General features: G+C 59.3%; 12 protein-coding genes, 1 tRNA gene and 1 pseudogene. 8 read left to right on the forward strand and 6 right to left on the reverse strand.

The genetic code is table 11. The features are described 5' to 3' along the window. The first annotated feature begins 203 nt into the window (after positions 1–203). Positions 204–280: transfer RNA gene (locus AC1Q80_RS26640), tRNA-Met, on the forward strand. 73 nt (positions 281–353) lie between these two features. Next, positions 354–1271, forward strand: a complete 918-nt coding sequence (locus AC1Q80_RS26645; protein WP_492362371.1) for a hypothetical protein — start codon at positions 354–356, stop codon at positions 1269–1271. A gap of 3 nt (positions 1272–1274) precedes the next feature. Here AC1Q80_RS26645 and AC1Q80_RS26650 read toward each other — a convergent pair. Continuing rightward, positions 1275–2087 (reverse strand): annotated as a pseudogene (locus AC1Q80_RS26650) (recombinase family protein); the annotation flags it as partial. A 141-nt stretch (positions 2088–2228) separates the two neighbouring features. Continuing rightward, positions 2229–2711, reverse strand: a complete 483-nt coding sequence (locus AC1Q80_RS26655) for a hypothetical protein (protein ID WP_492362372.1) — start codon at positions 2709–2711, stop codon at positions 2229–2231. Positions 2712–3183: 472 nt separating this feature from the next. On the opposite strand from AC1Q80_RS26655, the gene AC1Q80_RS26660 reads away from it, so the two are divergent. From AC1Q80_RS26660 to AC1Q80_RS26685, 6 genes are all read left to right on the forward strand, one after another. Continuing rightward, positions 3184–3900, forward strand: coding sequence for a hypothetical protein (locus tag AC1Q80_RS26660; RefSeq protein WP_492362373.1), 717 nt, complete (start codon positions 3184–3186; stop codon positions 3898–3900). Positions 3901–4467: 567 nt separating this feature from the next. Next, on the forward strand, positions 4468–5520 hold the full coding sequence (locus AC1Q80_RS26665; RefSeq protein ID WP_492362374.1) for a hypothetical protein: 1053 nt from the start codon (positions 4468–4470) through the stop codon (positions 5518–5520). A 31-nt stretch (positions 5521–5551) separates the two neighbouring features. Next, entirely contained in the window at positions 5552–6643 is a 1092-nt protein-coding gene (locus tag AC1Q80_RS26670; RefSeq protein WP_492362375.1) for a hypothetical protein, read from the forward strand. A 92-nt stretch (positions 6644–6735) separates the two neighbouring features. Beyond that, the gene (locus tag AC1Q80_RS26675) at positions 6736–7290 is read left to right on the forward strand and encodes a hypothetical protein (protein WP_492362376.1); all 555 of its coding nucleotides are present in this window, start codon (positions 6736–6738) and stop codon (positions 7288–7290) included. Further along, entirely contained in the window at positions 7283–9289 is a 2007-nt protein-coding gene (locus AC1Q80_RS26680; RefSeq protein ID WP_492362377.1) for an AAA family ATPase, read from the forward strand. Before AC1Q80_RS26675 ends, AC1Q80_RS26680 begins: the two co-directional genes overlap by 8 nt. Beyond that, on the forward strand, positions 9286–10131 hold the full coding sequence (locus AC1Q80_RS26685) for an ATP-dependent metallopeptidase FtsH/Yme1/Tma family protein (protein ID WP_492362378.1): 846 nt from the start codon (positions 9286–9288) through the stop codon (positions 10129–10131). The genes AC1Q80_RS26680 and AC1Q80_RS26685 overlap by 4 nt, the downstream gene beginning before the upstream one ends. Before the next feature lie 39 nt (positions 10132–10170). Here the strand turns inward: AC1Q80_RS26685 and AC1Q80_RS26690 are convergent, their stop codons facing one another. The 4 genes from AC1Q80_RS26690 to AC1Q80_RS26705 are packed head-to-tail and all read right to left on the reverse strand — an operon-like array spanning position 10171 to position 19724. After that, on the reverse strand, positions 10171–10641 hold the full coding sequence (locus AC1Q80_RS26690) for a very short patch repair endonuclease (RefSeq protein WP_492362379.1): 471 nt from the start codon (positions 10639–10641) through the stop codon (positions 10171–10173). Beyond that, positions 10631–16111 (reverse strand): ATP-binding protein, encoded by a 5481-nt coding sequence (locus AC1Q80_RS26695; protein ID WP_492362380.1) that lies wholly within the window; start codon positions 16109–16111, stop codon positions 10631–10633. Before AC1Q80_RS26695 ends, AC1Q80_RS26690 begins: the two co-directional genes overlap by 11 nt. Continuing rightward, positions 16108–17619: a hypothetical protein gene (locus tag AC1Q80_RS26700; RefSeq protein ID WP_492362381.1), complete on the reverse strand. Its 1512-nt coding sequence runs from the start codon at positions 17617–17619 to the stop codon at positions 16108–16110. Before AC1Q80_RS26700 ends, AC1Q80_RS26695 begins: the two co-directional genes overlap by 4 nt. Further along, positions 17616–19724, reverse strand: coding sequence for a hypothetical protein (locus AC1Q80_RS26705; protein ID WP_492362382.1), 2109 nt, complete (start codon positions 19722–19724; stop codon positions 17616–17618). The genes AC1Q80_RS26700 and AC1Q80_RS26705 overlap by 4 nt, the downstream gene beginning before the upstream one ends. Positions 19725–19726 lie beyond the last annotated feature (2 nt).

A 19726-nucleotide genomic window follows, 5' to 3' on the forward strand; every position in this document is an offset into this window, starting at 1 on the left:
AACCGAAAACAACGATCTTCTTCTCTTCATCCCTCGGCCCAGCCGAACACGGGCCGCCTCCAAGCGGCCCTTTTGTTTTGTTAGGCTGAAAACAAGAAGTGCGTCCCTTACGCGAGACAAATCCTTCAGATTTGCTCGGCAGAGACCATAAATCCCAAAGGGATTTACGTTACCGCGTAAACCGCATAGCGGTTGACGCTTGGCGCGGGGTGGAGCAGCCCGGTAGCTCGTCAGGCTCATAACCTGAAGGCCGCAGGTTCAAATCCTGCCCCCGCAACCACCGACACTTGCAAATTTGCCCATTCAGGGTATTTGCGACGAAGCTCCTCCTCATACGAGTCGAGGAGCTTTTTTTGTTTCTCCGTGGTCTCGATCTCGCCTGCCTCCAACTTCTCGATGAAATCCGTATGCACTTCGGCAACGAAGCGACGTTCCATGATATCCAGCACATCCATCTGGGCGAGGATGCTGGCGATCAGGCCATGCACTTCGAGGGTGGCTGGCTGATGGCCCGGGGTCTTGCCAATCACCACCTTCTGGACCAGCGATCGGACGATCGGCATGATCATGCGCTTGGCCTCGTCATTCTTGCCGCGGCGCGCCTGCAGGAAGAAATGACGCATGCGCAGTTCCGTCTGGGCGGGATCGTGGCGCTTCCTCAATTCTTCGATCTTCGCCGTCATGTTCGGTTCCGACGTCGCCAAGGCATCAAGATCCTTTGCCAATGCCGCCCGCTGAAGCTCGAGTTGATCGAGGGTGTCGTCGAGGGCGGGAATGTGCGGTCGGCCGTTCATGGCACGGTCGGAGATCTGCTGGATGAAGCTCTTCTGCTTGCGTTCCAGTTCCTGCAACTCACGCTTCATCTGCTGGCGCTCCGCTTCAGGGCGACGAAGTTTGGAAGCCTCCTGTTCGACCGCTTTCGCCGACATCGTGTCAAACACCCCAATCGAAAAGAAGGCGGCGGGCAGGCAGTCGAGAACGCGGCTCTCCAGTTCCTGGCGGATGATCGTCTTGCTGTTGCCGCAACGCTCACCGTCCAGGTCGTCGATCGGCAGGCGCTTCTTGCGATTGGTGCAGCTATAGCGATCCTTGCCGCTGATGGCGTAGGGGCCGCCACATTCGGCGCATTCGAGCAGGTGGCTGAGCAGGTATTCCGGGCGGTGCGTCGCATTCAGGCGATTACTGTTAGCCGCGGCGTATTGATCGCCAAGCTCCTTCTGACGTTCCTTTACGCGCGCCCAGAGTTTGTCGCTGACGATGCGCAAGGATGAAACCTCTTCGCAGACCCATTCACTGGCATCGTTGGCGCGAGCGGTACGGCGTTCGGTCTGCGGGTTCTTGCGATACTGGCGGCGATTCCAGACGATGCGGCCGACATAGCTCTCGTTGTTGAGAATGCCCGAGCCGCGACTGACGTGGCCACGGATCGCGGTGTCGCGCCAGTAAACGCCATCAGGGCCGGGCACGCGCTCCTTGTTGAGGACATCAGCGATATCGGCCGGCGACATGCCATCGGCATACATCTCAAAAATCCGGTGCACGATCTTTGCCTTCATCGGATCGACATCCCTGAGCCCGCGGATGCGATCACCATTGGCATCGCGCTGCTGGCTGAGCGCGTAACCATATGCGAGGCAGGTCGACGCCTTTCCCTTTCGGGTTGCCGCCTTCATGCCTTCGCGGGTGCGGTAGCGGATCTGTTCGACGAGTTCGTGACTGAGCATGGCGCCTAGCGAGACCTCGATGTCCTTCACGGCCTGGCCGCCCTGAACCGTCCAGAGTTCGATGTCGTGGAAGCGGAGGTCCTTCAGAATCTTCGAGCTGTGTTCGACGTCGCGCGAAAGCCGGTCGACGGAGAGGCAAAGAACGATGTCGATCCGTTCCTGCTTCACGCGTTGGAGCAGCTTCTGAATCCCGGGGCGCTGCGTAAACAGCGTTCCGCTCACCGCAGCATCGGAATAGGTGTCGACAAGTTTCCAGCCGCGCTGGGCGACGAACTTCTCTCCAAGTGCGATCTGCGTTTCGATCGATTCTTCGTTCTGGCGGTCGGTGGAGTAGCGGGCGTAAAACAGAACAGTCTTCGTCATCTTGGTCTCTCGGTTGAGATGAAACTTGGGAACATAATAGCTGGCGGAGCGAGGCTTGGGAGCCCCGAGCACGCAGGCCGGCCGTCATGGCCGGCCTTCGGCAGATGCCGTCGGCAATAATTGCCGCTCGGCAGACGCCGGTTAGCGCGTCAGGAAATCCGTCGCCAGCCAATGGGAGGTGGCTGCCATCTGGGCGATATAGTCGGACAGGACGCTTTCCAGCGTGCCGGCGGTGGGCGCGCCGGCGCTGTAGAAGATGTCGCAGACGCGTGTGGCGATGCTGATGCGCATCGCTGCGATTGCGAACGCCATTACGATGGCCGGCGTACCGTGCGGACCCGGATCGCGAGCCTTGAGCTCGAGGGTCACGCTATGGCCCGCACCCAAAACCAGCTTCTGTTTGGGCGCCTTGCGCGACAGCGCCACCGTCTCCGCATTGATGGTCATAAAAACCGGCTCTGCGAGGACGTGGCGTCCGTCGACTACGGACGCCGGCGCCTTGTCGAATACGCCGGAAAGGCGATCGAGGAGGGAGGCGTGTTCGCGCATGAATTCCAGGATGTCCTGGCGGTCCTCTTCAGACTGGAACAGCTTGAAGGTGTCGTTCTTGTGGGTACGCGACATGATGGTTCCTTTCGCTCGCGGTTAGCAGTGGCTTCCGCCTACTGACCGCCAAGCCAAGGAGAACCTCGCTCCGGAACCCGAAAGAGACCGGCACCCCGCAACGGGGACCGTTGAACAACGCCATGCGCGACAGGAGGGCGCCGGACTCGTCGTGGATGATCTTCATTCTGGCCGCCTCCTTTCCGTCGCGGGCGTAACACTGCCCAATATTGGACACACAAGCTGCGCCATTCCGGCGCTCGCACCTGCCGGCTCCAGCGGCCGACCTGTACACATCACCCCTGTGACCTAGCGTAACTCTTTGCAGAGTAACAGCAAAACCTGTGAACGCGGTTAGGGCGGCGTTAACTCGACCTGCCCTGTGCCGGTCTGGAACAGATCGGCAGACCGATCGTACGCCTGCGCAAACTCTGTAAATCCGATTCAGCGCAAACGGCGTTTAACCGAGTGATGGGGGGAGGAGTCCTAGAGCATGCAAACGCCGTTTGGTGTTCCAGTGGCAGCGCAGCGTGAGCAGGCCGAGACCGATATGCAGGTAGAGCGAAACCGCTCAGCCGCCATCTTCGGCACCCTCAGGATACAGCAGGTGAACCTTGCGGCGGAAGGGCCAGTCGCCGTCTGCGTACTTCTCGACGAGCTCATCGAAGACGGTGCGGGACGCGCGTTCATCGAAGCCCTGTCGAATGAGCATCTCGATGACGAGAGACTGAAAGGCTTCCAGCGCATCGTGGTTCCCTTTTGCCACCATGCTGGAAATCGACATGAAGAGTGCGGTGCGTGCCACATCGTCGCGTCCGGGCCGCTTGGCCTTTCGGTCGGCATCGCGCAGTTGCTGCTGACGCGCCCGCTGCTTGCGATTGCGGATCTCCTCGTGCTTCGCTGGCATGATATCTTTCCCTTCGGCTCCCCGTCGCCACGGATGTCAGACCCCGACTACTCTGGCAACGCCGTTCGCCAGGAATCGGAAATCCCGGTTTATGAATCGTTGGCACGGCATCCTGAATCGGAAATATCGAGTCCTGAATCAAATGACCGCAATTTGAGACACGTTGCGGGCACGTTGAGATGCTTTGCGATGACTTTTGATCGCAGACGTCGTCTGCAGAATCAAATGACCGGCGTTCTGAATCGGAACTCTCGAAGCAGGAATCAAATGATCGCAATTTGTCTCAATGTGTGGACACGTTGAGTTGACGTGCGCGCAAGGGAACTGAAGTCGTATCGACTTGCCGCCTCCGTGGCGGTCGCGACCTCTTGAGTCTCCGGCGAAGCGCGCAGTCCCGTTCACACGCATGCTCTGGCCATTGAATTAGGAGAGGTGGTGCACTGATCCCCCGTAATGGCGGCTCGTGAGTCCTTCCCGGGACGGGGAGAGAACGGGCCGCGCGGAAGACTTGCAAGGGGCGCCACTCTTACTTCGGTGACAGTTTTTGCACTTGGCAGCCCCGCCGGAACGGTGCCTTAAGCGGGAGTCCGCTTCCGCCTCCTCAAGCGCTCGACTTGGAATCAAAATAACGACGCAAGAAAAATTCTACGATATACTTAAAAAATATGCATAAATAAGAAAACAATCTATTTAAATGGATTATTATTGTTTCGCTTATGGATTTGATGCCAACAGAATAAGTATTAATAGTCATAATTACTTTAAAGTAGATTTACTTGGATTTGCAATGCTGCACATTCAATGCGACACTATATTCATTCGATGAGTTTCTCACCGGATGTATTTGTAACGCGTTGCCAGGAGCACGACATGACGACCAAGACTAAACAGACGCTTGCCTCTTCCACTTCCTCTTCCTCTCTTTCTTACTCCTACGAAGAGCACGGCATCCTCGACCAGGGGGTGCGCCAACAGCTCGAGACCAGCGCTTCCTTCATCCACGACCTCGGCCGCCGCACGACCGAGCAGACCTTCGAGCTCGGCAATCACCTGGCCCAGGCCGCTGACCTTCTGGAAGACGGTGGGTTCGACAACTGGGTGAAGATGCGCTGCGGCCTCGCAGCGCGCAGCGCCCGCAATTATATGGCAGTGTTCCGCAATCTCACGCCTTACCGGGACGATCTGGTCGACCTCTCGATCGGCGCAACGGTACTGTTCCATCTGGCCCCGGCGACGGAAGCGCAGATCAAGGAGGCGATCGCTCACGCGGAGGACCGCGGCCGCCTGCAGGTCGCCGACGTGAAGGGCATCCTGGAGCGCGGCAAGGAGGGTGAAGACAAGGCCGGGGAGGGCAACCAGTTCGATCTCGGCGGTGTCGCCGGATTGAAGGCGCTGATCGCCATCAAGGTCCGCGAGGGGTTGAAGGCCTTCCTCGCGCATATCGCGACGATCTGTAAGGCGATTGAGGCTGAGCTGAAGAAAAGCCGTGTGATCAAGGAACGACTGGCAAAGGAGGTCCAGGACCTGTGTCCCGGAATCGCAAGCAGCTCGCCAAGGTGCCGCCGCTCGCCGATGATGCAGTGGTCGAAGCCGAATCCATGCCCGTGGCGACGCCGTAAAGGTCAGTGTGCCAGAAGGCCGGTGGACCGACCTTCCCACCAAACTCGAAAGGGCCGCATGTCGGCCCTTTTCTTTTTGCTTGCCGATGGTGATCGAAACCGCGCTACCGCGTCGGGTCCGTCGCCGAACCCGCTCATCGGTTCCAGGGTTTGTGAGCCCGCCGTTAACCACGGACCGGTTTTGTTCTCTTTTTGCTGTCCCGGGTCCTTGAGCCCGGCCGCCGGTCCTGCCAGGTTGGGGCTGTTCGGAAGTCCGGACACAAAACGGCCCAAGCCGATGCTGGTAACATCGACAAGGGCCTGACCTTCAGCCTTCTCGTGAAAGGAATCGGGCTATGACTACGTTTACATCTGCACTCCCCACCGGGGAAGTTCTCCGTTCGGCCATCAACACCGACTTCGCCACCGCGTCGACCTTCGGATCGCGCCATCGCCCGCTGGGCCTTGGCCGTGCTTCGGTTCTTGCGGCCACCGGCGAACCGGCCGTGTTGCGCCGCCATCCGCACATCGTCCGCTTCGCCGAGGTCGAGGCCGATCTCGATCTGCTAATCGATCGCGCCATCGCAGCCATCGCCGATGGTGAACCGATCGAGGACGAGATTCTTGGGCACTATGTCCACATTGCCTCGCTTGTGCGCGCCGTTTCGTTCCGCGAAGGCAAGCTGCTTGAGCAGGCGGTCGCGTGCCTGGCGAAAGCCAACCCCAACGTGACCGTGTTGACGCAGTCGTTGAAACTGCCGCTGGTCAAGGCGGCGCTCGAGGCTCTGTCCGGCAACGACTGGTCCTGCCTTGACGGTGTGAAACTGGATTGCGAGGCGCCGGCAAAGGGCAACTACACGCCGGACCTGATCGTCGTCAACCGCGCGCGCCATACCGCCTACATCCTCGACCTCAAGCGTTCGCTCGCGTCATACGGTGACACCAGCCGTCTCGAAGAGCTGAAGATGAAGATGATGGCCAGCGCCATGGTGCTGCCGGACTGGCTCTACAAGCACCACAAGCGCATGATGGTCGACACCGTCGAGGTCGCGATTGTCGATGGCGCCAGCCGTCCGAGCGATCATGCCACCGGCATCTGGGCGCTGTCCGAGATCGATGACCTGCTGGAGATCGATGGTGTCGCCGCGTGCATGGCTGAACTGCGCCTTCGCTTCGGTCGTCGCGTGCAGCAGCTTCTGGAGACGGTCGCGCGAAAGGCGCTTGGTGTCGTGGAGATCACCGTGTCGGATGCGGCGTCGGCCTTGTCTGCCAAGCCGCGGATCGCGCTGAATGGTCCGACGTTGAGCTATGAAGACGAGCAGGCGATGGCGGCGCAGGATGAGGACGACGGCTTCGATGATCTCGGTTGCTTCGATGAGGACCAGGACGAAGAGCCGGCGCCCGTTCGTATCAAGGTCGGCTTTGCTCGTCGTCCCCGCGGGCACTGATCTGTCAGTCATCCGACGGCACTGATCTCGGCTGCGCCATCAAGCGCGCGGCCGGCTTCCCATCCTTTCCATTCCGAGAACGCCGGATGCCAATGTGCTCCGGCGAGGAGATCCTCATGTCCATCGATACAGACCGCCCGTCTTTGGCCGACTTCCGATGTGAAACGGTCACGCCCGATACCGTCGCGCCGCCTTGCGTTCACAGCAGGCTGGCTGACATCCCCGACTCTCAAGCCTCTGGCGTCGGTCACACCGATAACCGCCGCGACTATCCCGCCATCCTGATTGGCCTTGCGCTCGCCTTCGTTCGCCAAGGACCACCGATGCCCGTGCCTGTGATGTCCAAGTTGGGCGCACTTGCCGATCATGACGACGCCGCCTGCCGCCTCGTGCTCGACTGGCTCAAAACCCGCAATCGGCATCTCAGTCTGCTTCCGAATGAGCACCTGGCCGGGTCGGCACCGGCTGCCATGTCGGCGAAGACGAAAGCCATTTGTCGCTCTATCGGCGAGCGTGTGTTGGCGGCCTCCGCAAAACCGGGTCACCTTGATGGACGCCGGCGCATCCGGACGCGGCCGCGTGATCCGGCGAAGATGCCCGAAACGGCAATTATTGCCGCAGACAGCGGAGGACGCGCTGATGGATAAGCTTGCTCGCCTGTTCGTCCATCGCCTGTGGCATCTTGCGCGCCGCGAGTCACGCCGCATCGCGCTGCGCAACGGTCTGCTTGAGGCCAGGGTCGTCGATGTCGATGGGCATCTGCTTTGCCGCTACAGCCCGGCCTTCGACACGGCAGGTCTATCAGGCGATCCGATTCGTGATGGTCTCTGGTTCCGGCGGCATTTTGGCGGGAGTTTCGTTGCGCCAAAAGCCACGGGCAATCTCACCTCCGAGACGGGCCGCGAGGTCGGCGTGACGGTGGAGGCCGTCGAAGAGACGCTTCCCTCGCCGCTGCTGGCCTTCCCCCTGATGCGCCGCAGCGCAATTGCAGAGGAGGTGACACTGGCCAACGGCATCGATCGGCGTTCTTATGCGGTCGGCCTTGTCGATCAGGCGGCCGCAGTGCCGCTGGTCAGTCATGTCGTAGTGGCTCTGGTGTTGGCGCGTGCGGTGCGCAATAGCGGCAGGTCACTACGGGAGATCGTTCACACCCTGACGCGCGTGACGTCGGTCGTCACGCTGCATGCGCCGCTGGATGGCCTCGAGCGGGAGATGCTGCGGCTTCTGGAAAAATCGCCGATGGTGCCTGGTGGTCCGTTCGCCATCATTGATGCGGACCATATGTTCAACGACGATCACTTCGATGTTCACGACGGGGAGGTTCATAAACGTCTCGTGGTGTTCTCAGGCGCCGGCGTGCATCGTGTCACCGGCAATGCGATGCGTCGGCGGATGATCAGCGCGCTCTCCCGAGACTTTCCGATCCTTGCTCTTGCGGAAAAACGATCGGACATTCCATCGCTGCTGAGAATCTCCGCCGATCTGTCGCTGGAAACGGGAAAGCTCGATCGGAGGTTCGTCGCTGACTTGGTCGAGACTCTTTATCCGGACGTGGCAATCGGGACGTTGGGCTGGCCGACGGATGCCGATGCACGTTGGCTGTCGCTCGAGGATCTGGTCCTTGCCTTCCGACCGGGTCGGCATATCCGGGACGTGCTGCACGTCCTTGCGATCCTCATCGAACGCAATCGCGGCGACTCTGAGGACGAGGACGGCGATGGCGAGGAAGGCGGTACGAGTGGCGACAGAGCATCCTCCTCCGGAACAAAGGTATCACGAGCAGCGCCTTCCAATGCCACCGGGAAGGCGTCAGGATCGGACGAGAAGTCGAAGCCGTCGGAAACTGAAAGCAACGGCCGCTGGAAGAAGGACAAGCCGTCGGGCGCCGAAGTGATCCAGCCGGAGCCTCCACTCGGGCCGGGCGAGACCGGCCACAAGCCGCCGCTGACCGTCGAGATCCTCTCCGGCTACGGCAGGGCGAAGGACTGGGCGCTCGATCTCAAGGCCGACCTCGACGATTACCGGGCCAGCATGCTCGCTTGGTCGGAGATGAGCACCAAGCTGCTGCTGTCAGGCCCACCCGGAACCGGCAAGACGACCTTTGCTCGGGCGCTGTGCAACTGCCTACAGGTCCCGTTGGTCGTCACTTCGGTCTCCACCTGGCTGCAAGGTGGACATCTGAATGATGTCATCGAGAAGATGGCCAAGACCTTCGTAGAGGCCCGAGCCATGGCGCCGGCGATCCTGTTCATTGACGAGATCGACGGTATCGGCAAACGGCAGCCCGCTGAGCGAGAATACTCAGACTACTGGAATGCCGTCGTCAACAAGGCGTTGGAGTTGCTCGATGGTGCGGTCAAGAGCGAAGGACTGATCATTATCGGCGCCACCAATCGGCCCGACGATATCGACGAGGCCATCAAGCGGTCCGGACGGCTGGAGACGCATATCGAAATCCCCAGGCCCGATGTCCCGACCCTCGCGGAAATCCTGGCCCATCATCTTGGTGATGACGTGCAATCGCTGATCCGGGAGCCTGAAGCGGACGCCCGCTCAGATGCCGACGATGGCTTCTCCCTGAAAAGGATCATCACAGACCACCTGAGGGAAGAAGCAGAAGACGAACGGAAGGAAGCAGGCCGATGACAGAGTCGCAGAACGTCAACACGGTGGAACCGACCGCCGCCGTGCAGCAGGGCAATCCCGTCGACGCGATCTTGCGGCGTCTCGCCACGCGGGCCATGGGGCTGACGGGCGCCGATATCGAGCGCATTGTTCGCGAGGCGAGGTTGAAGGCGCGGCGCGGCAAGCGGACGATCCGCTACGAGGACATCGAAGACGGAATCCGCGGCAATCGTCCGCCGGTGCCCTATAATCTCCGTTGGCGCTGGGCATTCCATGAATCGGGGCACGCCGTTGTCCATCACGCGCTCGATCTTGGTCCCGTCCGCGGCCTCAATATCGACACGGGGAAGGGTGGTTACAATCTGGTCGGCTTCCATGTCTGGGCGGTCGACACCCGCGACTGGTACGAAAACATGCTGACCATGCTGATGGCCGGGCGGGCCGCCGAGCAACTGATGCTAAAGCGCATCTCGGCTGGATCCGGTGGTACCGGAGACAGCGATCTGGCAAGGGCCACGCGGCTTGCCTTCGACATGGAGCGCACCCTCGGCTTCGGGGCCGAGCATCCGCTGCTCTATCGCGCCCAGCGAGATCCGGGGGCGGTTCTCGACCGTGATCCAGAGCTAGCAGCTCGTGTCCACGGCCGGCTGGAAACGGCGCTCGACCGGGCGACCGCGATCCTCAGGCGGCGCCGGCCGACATTCAATGTCCTCGCGAAGGCGCTGTTCGAAGCGCAGGCCATGGATGAAAGGGCGGTGTTGCAGATCCTGACGGAGGCGGAGATCTCCATGGTAAGGTCAGCCAGCCCGAGCAGGCCACATCGCCAAGTTACGTCGGATCACTGGGAAGGTAAGCCTACCTAAATTTTAGGAAAGAAGGCGTCTATCAAATCTAGGGGTTATTCACTCCGGCTGCGTAGGCTCGCTGCAAACCACCACCGAGGCTTTTCTACCTTTTTCGAGGATCAGTCCGGCTAGCTCGTTAGCAGTCAACTCAGCCTTTTTCGGAGTGTCAGCCTCGCACTCCCACACAACGAAAACTCTCCAGCCGTCTTCTTGAAGACTCTGGCTTACACGAGCATCGCGCTCGACATTTCTTGCGAATTTGGCCATCCAAAAATCGGTATTGGACTTGGGAACCGTTGCCACCTTGCAGCCCTCGTGGCGGTGCCAAAAGCAACCGTGGACGAACACGACTGCCTTGTACTTTGGCAGAATAATATCCGGCTTGCCAGGAAGCTTTCTCCCATGGAGACGGAACCGAAACCCGAGGCGATGCAGGGCCCTTCTCAGATTAACCTCCGGCTTAGTGTTGGACGAACGGATGCGTGACATCCGCTCGGATCGCTGTTCCGGGGTGAGGCTATCGACCATTGCTTCCGGGATCGTCGCCTTTTTGTGCGACAAGTTCGAAGAAGGGCAAGCCCCGGACTATTTCACCGCCTGCTTCGAATGACTTGTAGAGGCACTCATGGACCTTCAACGATTTGATCCGCTCAGCTTGCTCGGCTGCACTTCCAACCAATCCCAAGGCAGAAAGTTCCCCGACTGTCACGTTGGGCACTTTGTGAATGAACCAACTGAGGAGTGGATCACGATAGTCCGTCGCGTTCACCTTGAAGTGCCGCAGGTACTGCGATGCGAGGATGACGCCAATACCGAATTCGCGACCCTGGAGTAGCAGCTTTCGAAGGACATCAAACTCATACCTCATGATGTTGTCGGCTTCGTCCACCAGCAGGTAGGCGTCGATTGCCCGAAGCTGGGGATCTGTGCCCAAGAATGGCCGCTTTGGCGTCCGCAACATGTTCTCGTAGAACATGTTCAGCATGATGGCGACCAGCATATTCTTGCTTCTGTCGTCTGCGCCAAGTGAGTCCAGCGAAATGACGACTACTCCGTCAAGGAACTGGTCGAACGAAATGGTAGCGCTTGCCTTTGAAGCAAAGATTTCCATGTCGATCAAGTCATCGATGATCGCCATTGGCGAGTCCGACTTTCCGTCTAACAGTTCGGCGTACGCAGCGTGGACATCGGTTAAGGTCGGTGGATCGTCGCCCAAGCGCCCTTCATAGGATGCCTTGACCGCCTTCTTCAACTTGTCCCTCTGAACAGGTCCAATTCCTAAGTAGATCTTGTCCAACACGTCGGCAAAGAAACGGAACCTGTCGAGCCAGGGCGCGGGCACGTCTTCCAAGTTGCTAGTGTCAAAAAGGTTCAGTGGCAGCCTATACGGCTTGACCACCTTTGCGCCCGTGGCTTGTAGGAAATCCGCGCTGCTATAATCGCGTTTGTAGTCGAATATTAGCATTCTCGGTTTGATGCCACGGTTACTCGCGGCCGAGCTCGAGATCTGGAGGATCAGCGACTTCAGTAGCTGGGTCTTCCCAGTCCCCAGGTCCCCAACCACGCCCATGTTCAAGTTGTTCAAGCGTGTGTCGGAAACGTTTAGCGTTAGGTCACTCGGGCGGAGACTATCGATAGTCTTTCCAATCGAGAGGACCACGCCACCATCTTTTTCTTCTGCAGTCCAATCGTTAATTATTTCCTGCGGCTGGGCCGCGATAGCGGGATCCTCGACAACGCCACTATCGTCGGCCCCGTGTGACAACAGGTCGGCTGCGTCATCGGCCCGGGAGGATGGTACCTGCGTGACGGCAGCCGGCATCGTAGGGTGGTGCGGATTAGGATACAAGGCCCAATTGCCGACACGATTTCGGACAGCCTCGTAGAATTCAAGCGGATCGCCCGCCACGATCCTCCCGGCATCTTCCGTGCCGATGGTGACCGTCTCCTCGAAACCGTCATCATCCCGATCCTTGACGACACTCCGGGGGCTCTCGTCAACAATTATCAGGCGCCCGCGTTGGTCAACTGAGACGCAAGGATCTGGTCCCAGTATCGCCGCAGCGACGCGCTCGTGGATGGATGACCACAGTCCTTCCCGGCCGACGACGTCTTCATGCTGGCTGTAGACCCGCATGCCAAACCCAATGATTGAAAGAAGCAAATGCTGGAAACACATTGCCCATGCGGCCTGCTGGCCATCATGCGGAACAAGTTTCGTGAGCAGTCGCGAGAACGTACGGGCTTGCTCAAGTGCGTCGTCAATCTCTGCCGCCGGGAACACTGACCCGGGCCGGCATTTGACTTCGATAGGGGTGAGATGAATGTCGACGCGCTCTCCGGAAAGGCGGAACCCGATGACCATGAAGTCCGGTCGGGACAACGAGATGTCTTTCTTGTCGCGGCCAAGGGAACGCGCAATGTCGGAGAAATAACCTCTAAACGGATCGATCGGAACGATGATGCAAACGTTCGTATCCTCGCCGTCATTCGATATCACCGGGACCAAGGAGTCTCCGATATTCGCTAGACGGAAGCGATCCTGAAGAAGTCGAACCGCGACGAACAGGCCAAGATCGCCGGTGGCGCCGTTGTTGTCTCCCGCCAGCCCCCGGATCGTTGGAATGCCCCGACGGGCAATTTCCAAAAGGACGTCCCGCACCTTGTCGCCTTCGATTGCGCTACATCCAGGCAAGCGCCCAAGGGCCTTTCCCAACGCCTCGCGGTCGGCGTCCTTTACCTTCGAGAGGAGGTAGTAGCCATTTGTATCACCCGCTCGGTGGGAATACGACGGCATGTCGTAATCCCAAAGGTAAGCACCTTCGAGCCAGCCGCCCAGGAAACACGCCGGATCGATTGCCGACGATGACACGGCGACAAAGTCAGCATTGCGCCTCTCCAGCATGTCGCGAATAGCGTTCACGTTCGGTGCAAAGCGCATGCCGACGCGCCTATCACCGAGACTTTCGATCTTGCCGATGCTGGCGGCAACTTTGTCAGCCAGGACATCACCTGACGCAGCGCTCAAGATCGACTGGCGGGTCTCGCTCAGAAACGCACCCCGTCCCGCGAGTTGGCGCCTAACACGATGGCGCAAAAGGCCTCCAGAACCGAGAGGCGAACGCTCGGTCACGGACGTGGCGCTCGGTTCGGACATATCTAATTGCGCGAGGATGCCAAGGTCCGGCTTGGCATTCTTGGGCTGCCTCGAGAACCACTTGACGCTGTTATTAGTATCCTCGGCCAGGTTTGCGATCGTTGCTTCGTCGGGCTGCGAAGTAAGATCTCGATGGTCGTAAACCTCAATGAAGCGCGGCCCCGCTGCATGGCGAGGCGTCCGGCCTTCGGTGTCCTTGTAGCGGTTCGAGCACCAACTTATCAGCCCCTCGTTGCAGGCGTCAGTTGTTCCGCCCGCACTTGCCACGACAAGTCCGACCACTGGCTTGGCGGCGAGGAGTCCCGAAACATCCTCAAGCGCGCGTCCTACCTGGGCGGAGCTGAAGCCGACGGAAATACCGCCGACAGAGATGCCAAATGCATCACCGAAGGGTGCGAGTCGCGAACGTGTCGGGAGGCTTCCCAGTCGCGTCCCGTTCCACAGGACCGACCAGTAATCCGTCCCGTTCTCGACGGCGAGGAACTCCACCTTCTCTATTCCATCGGGGGATCTCAACGCCAGGGCAAGGACGTCCGGTATACAATCAGGGTCCAGCACGCTCGCGGCGGGGCAGGGGACGCCATGCTCAGTTTCAACGAGCATGCGTTGTGCTAGAGCGTGCCAAGCAATGCGGATAGGATGCAGCGGCGATAGGATGATTGCGTCAGGAGTGCGAGATATCGTGATCTGGTCGTCTTCACGTGAGGTGACCATGGCCACATCCACCCAGCAGGCTACGTCAGGTTCTGCCGCAAGCCATGACGTATAGGTGTCGAGATAACGTTCGATGACGTCACGAAAGCCATCATCGTCATCTGCGAGCCATTTGCCAAGCTTCGCCGACTCCATCAGCCCGGTTTCGTCGCTGGCCCCCCTTACCTTGGCCGCAATTGCCTTGCGAGCCTCGACGAATCCCGGGGGCGGCTGGAATTCGGTAATTCCCGGCCGAGGATCATGAATGAACCGACCTTCGGAAAAAACTGTCCCGAGACCGGTGCTCCAGGACGGCTGGACCCAATGCTCCGCGTAATCGTCAGCAAGCACGATTGGCAGGTAGGAGAACTCTACGGTCTCCTCGAGTAGCATCCATTCCTGAAGTCCGGAAGACCGGGAACTCCGGTTCAACTGGACGACGGCCTTGGCTTCGGAGGGTTCTACAGCAGAGCGGTTCACCCGTATCAGCCGTTCGAATTCACTACGACAGCCCTGTTCCGCAACGTCCTCGACAGTAATAAGGACGCGGCATGTTTGGTGAGCTGCCGTTCCATCAGTGTCCGTTCTAGTGTAGCCAATATCGACTTGATAGTTTCCGTCGGCCTCGACCTCGATCTGATAGTGGCCTAGCGGAACGCTATGGACCTTCAGGCTATCCGCGCCGCCGACCGGATCTTGGTCGTCGTCGGCAATTCCCGATGCAAACTGATCGAGCACGATGCCGGGCGTGGTTAGCACCAGCAGTTCATGGCGGCCACCACCGGGGATCGTCAGGGTTGTCTCGAACTCAGGTCCCGAGCGTCCACGCCTGGAGGGTTTGCGTGGAGGAACCATTGCCCGTGCTTGCCTGCACGCGACAATCAGGCCGGGCGCCCAAGTTGCCAGGGAGATTATTTTGACTGCGCCGGGATTGAAGTTGTCTGCTGCAGCAGAATAACGGATCGGAGCCTTATGCGATGGAGGCTGGTCTTTTACCTGCGTTTCTTCATTCGCCTTGACGGCGACCGACCCCACCTGCGCACTCCTTCCGCGCGTGATGTTCACCACCGTACCAGCAGCATCGGGCGCTTCTACTGCAAACGACAATACCACCTCGTCTTGCACGATTATCGGCATGCCCTTCCGGAGCTGGAGCAGGGAATTTGCGCAGGTCATCGTGATGTCACCCTGCGCTGGTGCCTCCTCCGTCAACAGCTCGGACCAACGTTCGGCAGTGAGATGCATCCACCACCCAGGAGGCGGAGGAAGGTCTAGACCGGTATCAGGCGCATAGAATGCAGGAGTCGCGCGTTCGAATGGCGTCGGGAGATCGCAAACGGCTCGTAGATGGTCAAGGAAGTCATCGAGATCTCTTGCTTCCTCGGCCGACGCCGTCTCCTTGGCACGCTTGATGCCTTCGCCAAATCCGTCCGCCATCGCTTCTGCCACCTTGTCGAGGACAGAAGCTTGCAAGCGTGAAAGGACCATGGCATCGCGCATGGGAGGAAAGCCACAGGCTAGGCTGATCGACTGGGCCGCGGTCAGGCCATGAACGCCAGATCCGGCAGCAAATATTCGAGACAGTAAATGCCAAGCGGCTGTGCGCTGGGTTCGCCGTACATCCATGCTGTCTGCGGCCGACCCCGCCTTGTTCATCAAGAACCTAGCTTCATCGCCTCTGCTGGGTTCGACAATGCCGGCACGAGAAATAGCGACGCTGGCCAGGTGTTGCACGAACTCATCGGCCCACCAGTCGTCGAACGGCACGTTTCCACCGTTGTTTACAGCCGCTAGGCCAAATTCGTCGGTCGTGGATGTCACCGACCGCATGCTATGTTGACCGGGTGGAACCAAGCCCAGGAACGCCGGGCGCGACGGCGAGTTCCTCAGGTTAAGCAGATGGGTATCATTGCAATAGCCAGAGACACCTGGTTGAGGGTTGACGGCACCAGTGGGAAGTTCTGGAAGGAGCAACAGGAGGGGAACGTTCCCCGGCAGCGGTTGTGCCTGAAGGATCTGATACACCTGCGACATGAGATCTAACGGAGGGCCGTGAAAGATCAGGCGGATTTCGGTCTCGCCTGATTGTGCAATCGAGGAAAGCTTTTCGAATATTAGGTCGGCGATGTAGGTGGCGAGACGGCTCACGCAAAATTCTCCTGCCCGGTGGCAAACGGCGGGATGAGCAGCATTCCGCTCTCCGCATCAGGGCTATCAAGCACTAGCCCAAGTAGTCGAAGTTGATGCCCGAGATCATTGATCGCGATATCTCGATGATCGATTATCATCCCGTAGCCAGCGAGATGCTGGGTCAGTCGCCTTACCGATCGAGGGCCGCTTGTCCCAGCCAGGGCACAATGCACAAGGGCGAGGATAGCAACGGGACCGAGCCCCACTACCCATGGGCTGCTGTTGCTGGTACCGCGCTTGCGCAACGCAAAGCCCTGGTCATACCCGCGGAGCACGGGATTGGCTGCTTGTCGTTGCCCAAGCACATGTCGCGCGAACTCCATGATGTTGGAGCCAATGCCCTTCTTGCACAATAGCGTCCGAGTTTCCCTCTCCGTGACTTCGACTAGTGTGTCCCTAAGGCCGGTTTGCTGCATCTTCTCGACATTGCTGCCTAGGAAAGTGCAGAGCTCGAATATCGAGCGGGCCGAAGACAAGGAAGCCCGCTCATACCCGGCGTCCTGGGCTGCCCAAAGCGTGGCATTCAAACCCAACCGGGCTTGAAGGAAAGCGGAGGCTCGATCCTTGACTCCAAGGAGCGCCCTATCCCCGTAGGAAAAGTATTGGAAAGATTCGGGAAATATGCGAAGCCTGATGTCGTCTGGCGTGGTCGAAGCACCGTCAGTTAACGTATGGCGAACGCAATCCCATATACGGGCGTGGACATCGCAAATCCAGGTAACATGGGCAACGGCGCCGATCCGGATTATCGCCTCTAGCAAGCTAGTCCATTGTCGTCTGGTCATGGCGTCCTTGGCTGCGATGATGGCCTCCAGGTCTCGAACGAAGCGCTTTGCGGGATAGTCCAGCCCCTTTAAGTCGACTTCATCAATGCCGTTCTCCGCTTCCAACTCGATGAAATTCCAGTCAGGGGCGGGGGCCCACGCGCCAATCTCTTCCTTCAAGAAGCGGGCGAAGACATCGTCAGTAGAAGAAACCGAGAGAGCGTCGAAGAGACTTCGCCACAACCTGTTTGCAGCTTCTTGGTTCGGGCTTCCAAGCCTGACCATCCGCCTAACAAGCCCGCCGGCAGGCCACGAATTGCTGCTGAGGCGTGCGGAACCTGAAAAGATTGCGGCTTGCGGCACCAGTGGCGTTACCTGGACGAAACGCTTTGCAGATTGATTTGGAAGCTTTGGGCTCTCCAGGACAGAGTGGAGCAGTCCATTGAACGTATTTGCGTCAAGCACTGCAGCGTCGGGCGCGGTAGATTTATTGCGAGACTTTTGGATTTCCTTTTCCAAAAGTCTTCCCGTTTGCGGCACGCCGCCTTCGCTTGCACCTTTCAAACCGATTTGGCGGTAAAGGGAGGACAGGATGACTTCCGAACTCGCGTATTCCGGCGCGGGCGACATAGCCAGGTTGCAATTCTCGTAGGCATGGTGCGAGGTTTTCCACGGCTCTTCCTTGAACTTGGCAAGGGTCATCGCGTTATCTCCCTTCGAACGCCGAACCGGTCGCGCTTCTGGACCACGGAAGTACCGCTCGTGCCGATACGAATTCGTGCCCTCTCGAGCGCGACCTCGTCTCGAACAGTCGGTCCCGATAGGCGAGCACGGGTTGTGTCCAGCAGGGCCTGAACAGTTCGCGGGAGAGATGCGGCCGACATCCCCGCTTCCAGCTCCTTCACTGCCTTGAAGAGGTCGTAGGTTAGCACGATCGTCTTGCTCGATTTGCCCTCGCCAACGGTGAGGTAGCAAAATGGAGATATCGGCCTGCCGTCTAGTTGGGCTGCGCGGGGCCGCACGGAACGAGCCGCGACCACGAGCGTCGCCTGCCTGATCGGGGGAGGAAGTGGTTGTCCAAAGGTCGTTGTCAGTGAGATTTCGAAGTCTTGGTTTTTGTTCAGGAGCTGCTCTACTTCGTGCGCGACGTCGTAAAGATCCTCGCCCGCAACGTCCTCGACCACCCGCTGGAACTCAGCCAAGACTTGGGCATCCTGCACGACCCCAGTTCGTGTGCCGAGTGACCTTCGCACCAACCGGCAAGCGAAGTCGCGAATGAATCGTTGGATATTGGTAGCGGAGCCTGGCCGCCGCCGCCGTACCCCTCCCGTCGAGAGCAGCTCGTCAAGCTTGGCAAGCCGATCTAGCAGATCGGATTCCAGGCGACTTATGATCTGGAGCTTGCGGATGAATTCGAAACCCTCGGAAACCGATCGGCTGAACCTGACATCCAGATCCCGGAGCGCAAAGTTAGTATTGCGAGTGGCTTGGACGACGGTGTCGGGAAGAGCCAACGCGGGATCCAGCGAATCTGCGAGTCCATCAAGTGCATCGGAAATCATGGAAGGGAGGTACGGAGACTTCCGCCCGGACAAGAAATGATAGAGGCCCATCGCGGTATTATCATCCTCAAGGTCCAGCTCCTTGATGTCCTTCAGGATCGCAGATGCAGCAGACTTTTCCCACTTATGGAAGAGCGCATGCTGGTATTGAGAGGCCACGAGCTGGAAGATGGCGCTGGACGTCGCGGCAGATGGTCTTGCGCCGGGTCGCGCCCCATCGTCCAAGGATATGAGCTTCGCCGCCCAGTCGCATGGATCAAGGCCTGCGTAAGCTGGCTCCACGCGGTGTCCCGCGAGGAGATATGACATTAGCGAGAAAAGGTCGCGGAAGTTCCAGCGCTTGCCGCTCGCGACTTCATGCCAGCGAAGGATCTTCAGGAAGGATCCCTCCTCACGGTCCCGCGACAGCCGCTGCCGGCTACTGCAAAATGGGCATCGCGGTCCTGCAGGGCAACTATCTGCTTCCGGCCATTTCTGCGAGTCTAGCGCCGTTTGCAACACGGATCGGGCCGGCGCTTCGCCGCCGCGAGCAGGTGCCAGTAGGAGGGATTCCACGTCCATTGGCCAAACGGCAACCTCGGGATAATCCTGCAGCGGCCAACAAGAGGGGGCTTCTGGGGCGAGGCTCACGGAACGCGTGATCGCCTCGAGGAGCTTGCGCTGTTCGATAGCGCCGTTGTCTATGGATTCTATCAACGCGTCGTCTAGAATCCCGCGATTGACGCAGCATAGGTATGCCTCGCCAGATGGAAGCGATTGCATATTCTCCAGCTCATCCAGCAGGAGCCGGTGGGGCTTTCCAGTGCCGACGACGGTGGATGCGTCCTGTACAATCGAGATATTGAGGCTTCTGGCTGGCGATCCCAACGCTCCGGCGTCGATCCGCACAAGGCGCGGTACGAACTCGTCCTCGAGTGGTGTGAAGCACTCCTTTAGTGCGGCAATCAGTCGCCCCTGGGCTGCAAGCGCCTCGTCAAGCCAACCGACCGTGGACTCGATCGCCTCCGTCTTGCCATTTCCTGGACCGCCGACCAAGAGAAGGATGCGCGGAGCGCTAGGGTCTCCCCTGCTGAGTGCATTCGCCCAATCTTGCAGCCTATGCAGCAAGTTGGTTTCGAAAACCGTCTTGCCAGGGCGACCACTGGCGTCATCGAACAGGCGCCTCACGCCTCCAGAACGGTTTCCAGCCCAATTAATAAGTTCTCCCGGGTAAGGGAGCCTAATTCCAGGATCCATCGTGTCCATAT

Source organism: Ensifer sp. GW823-FHT05D09, from assembly GCF_058795755.1.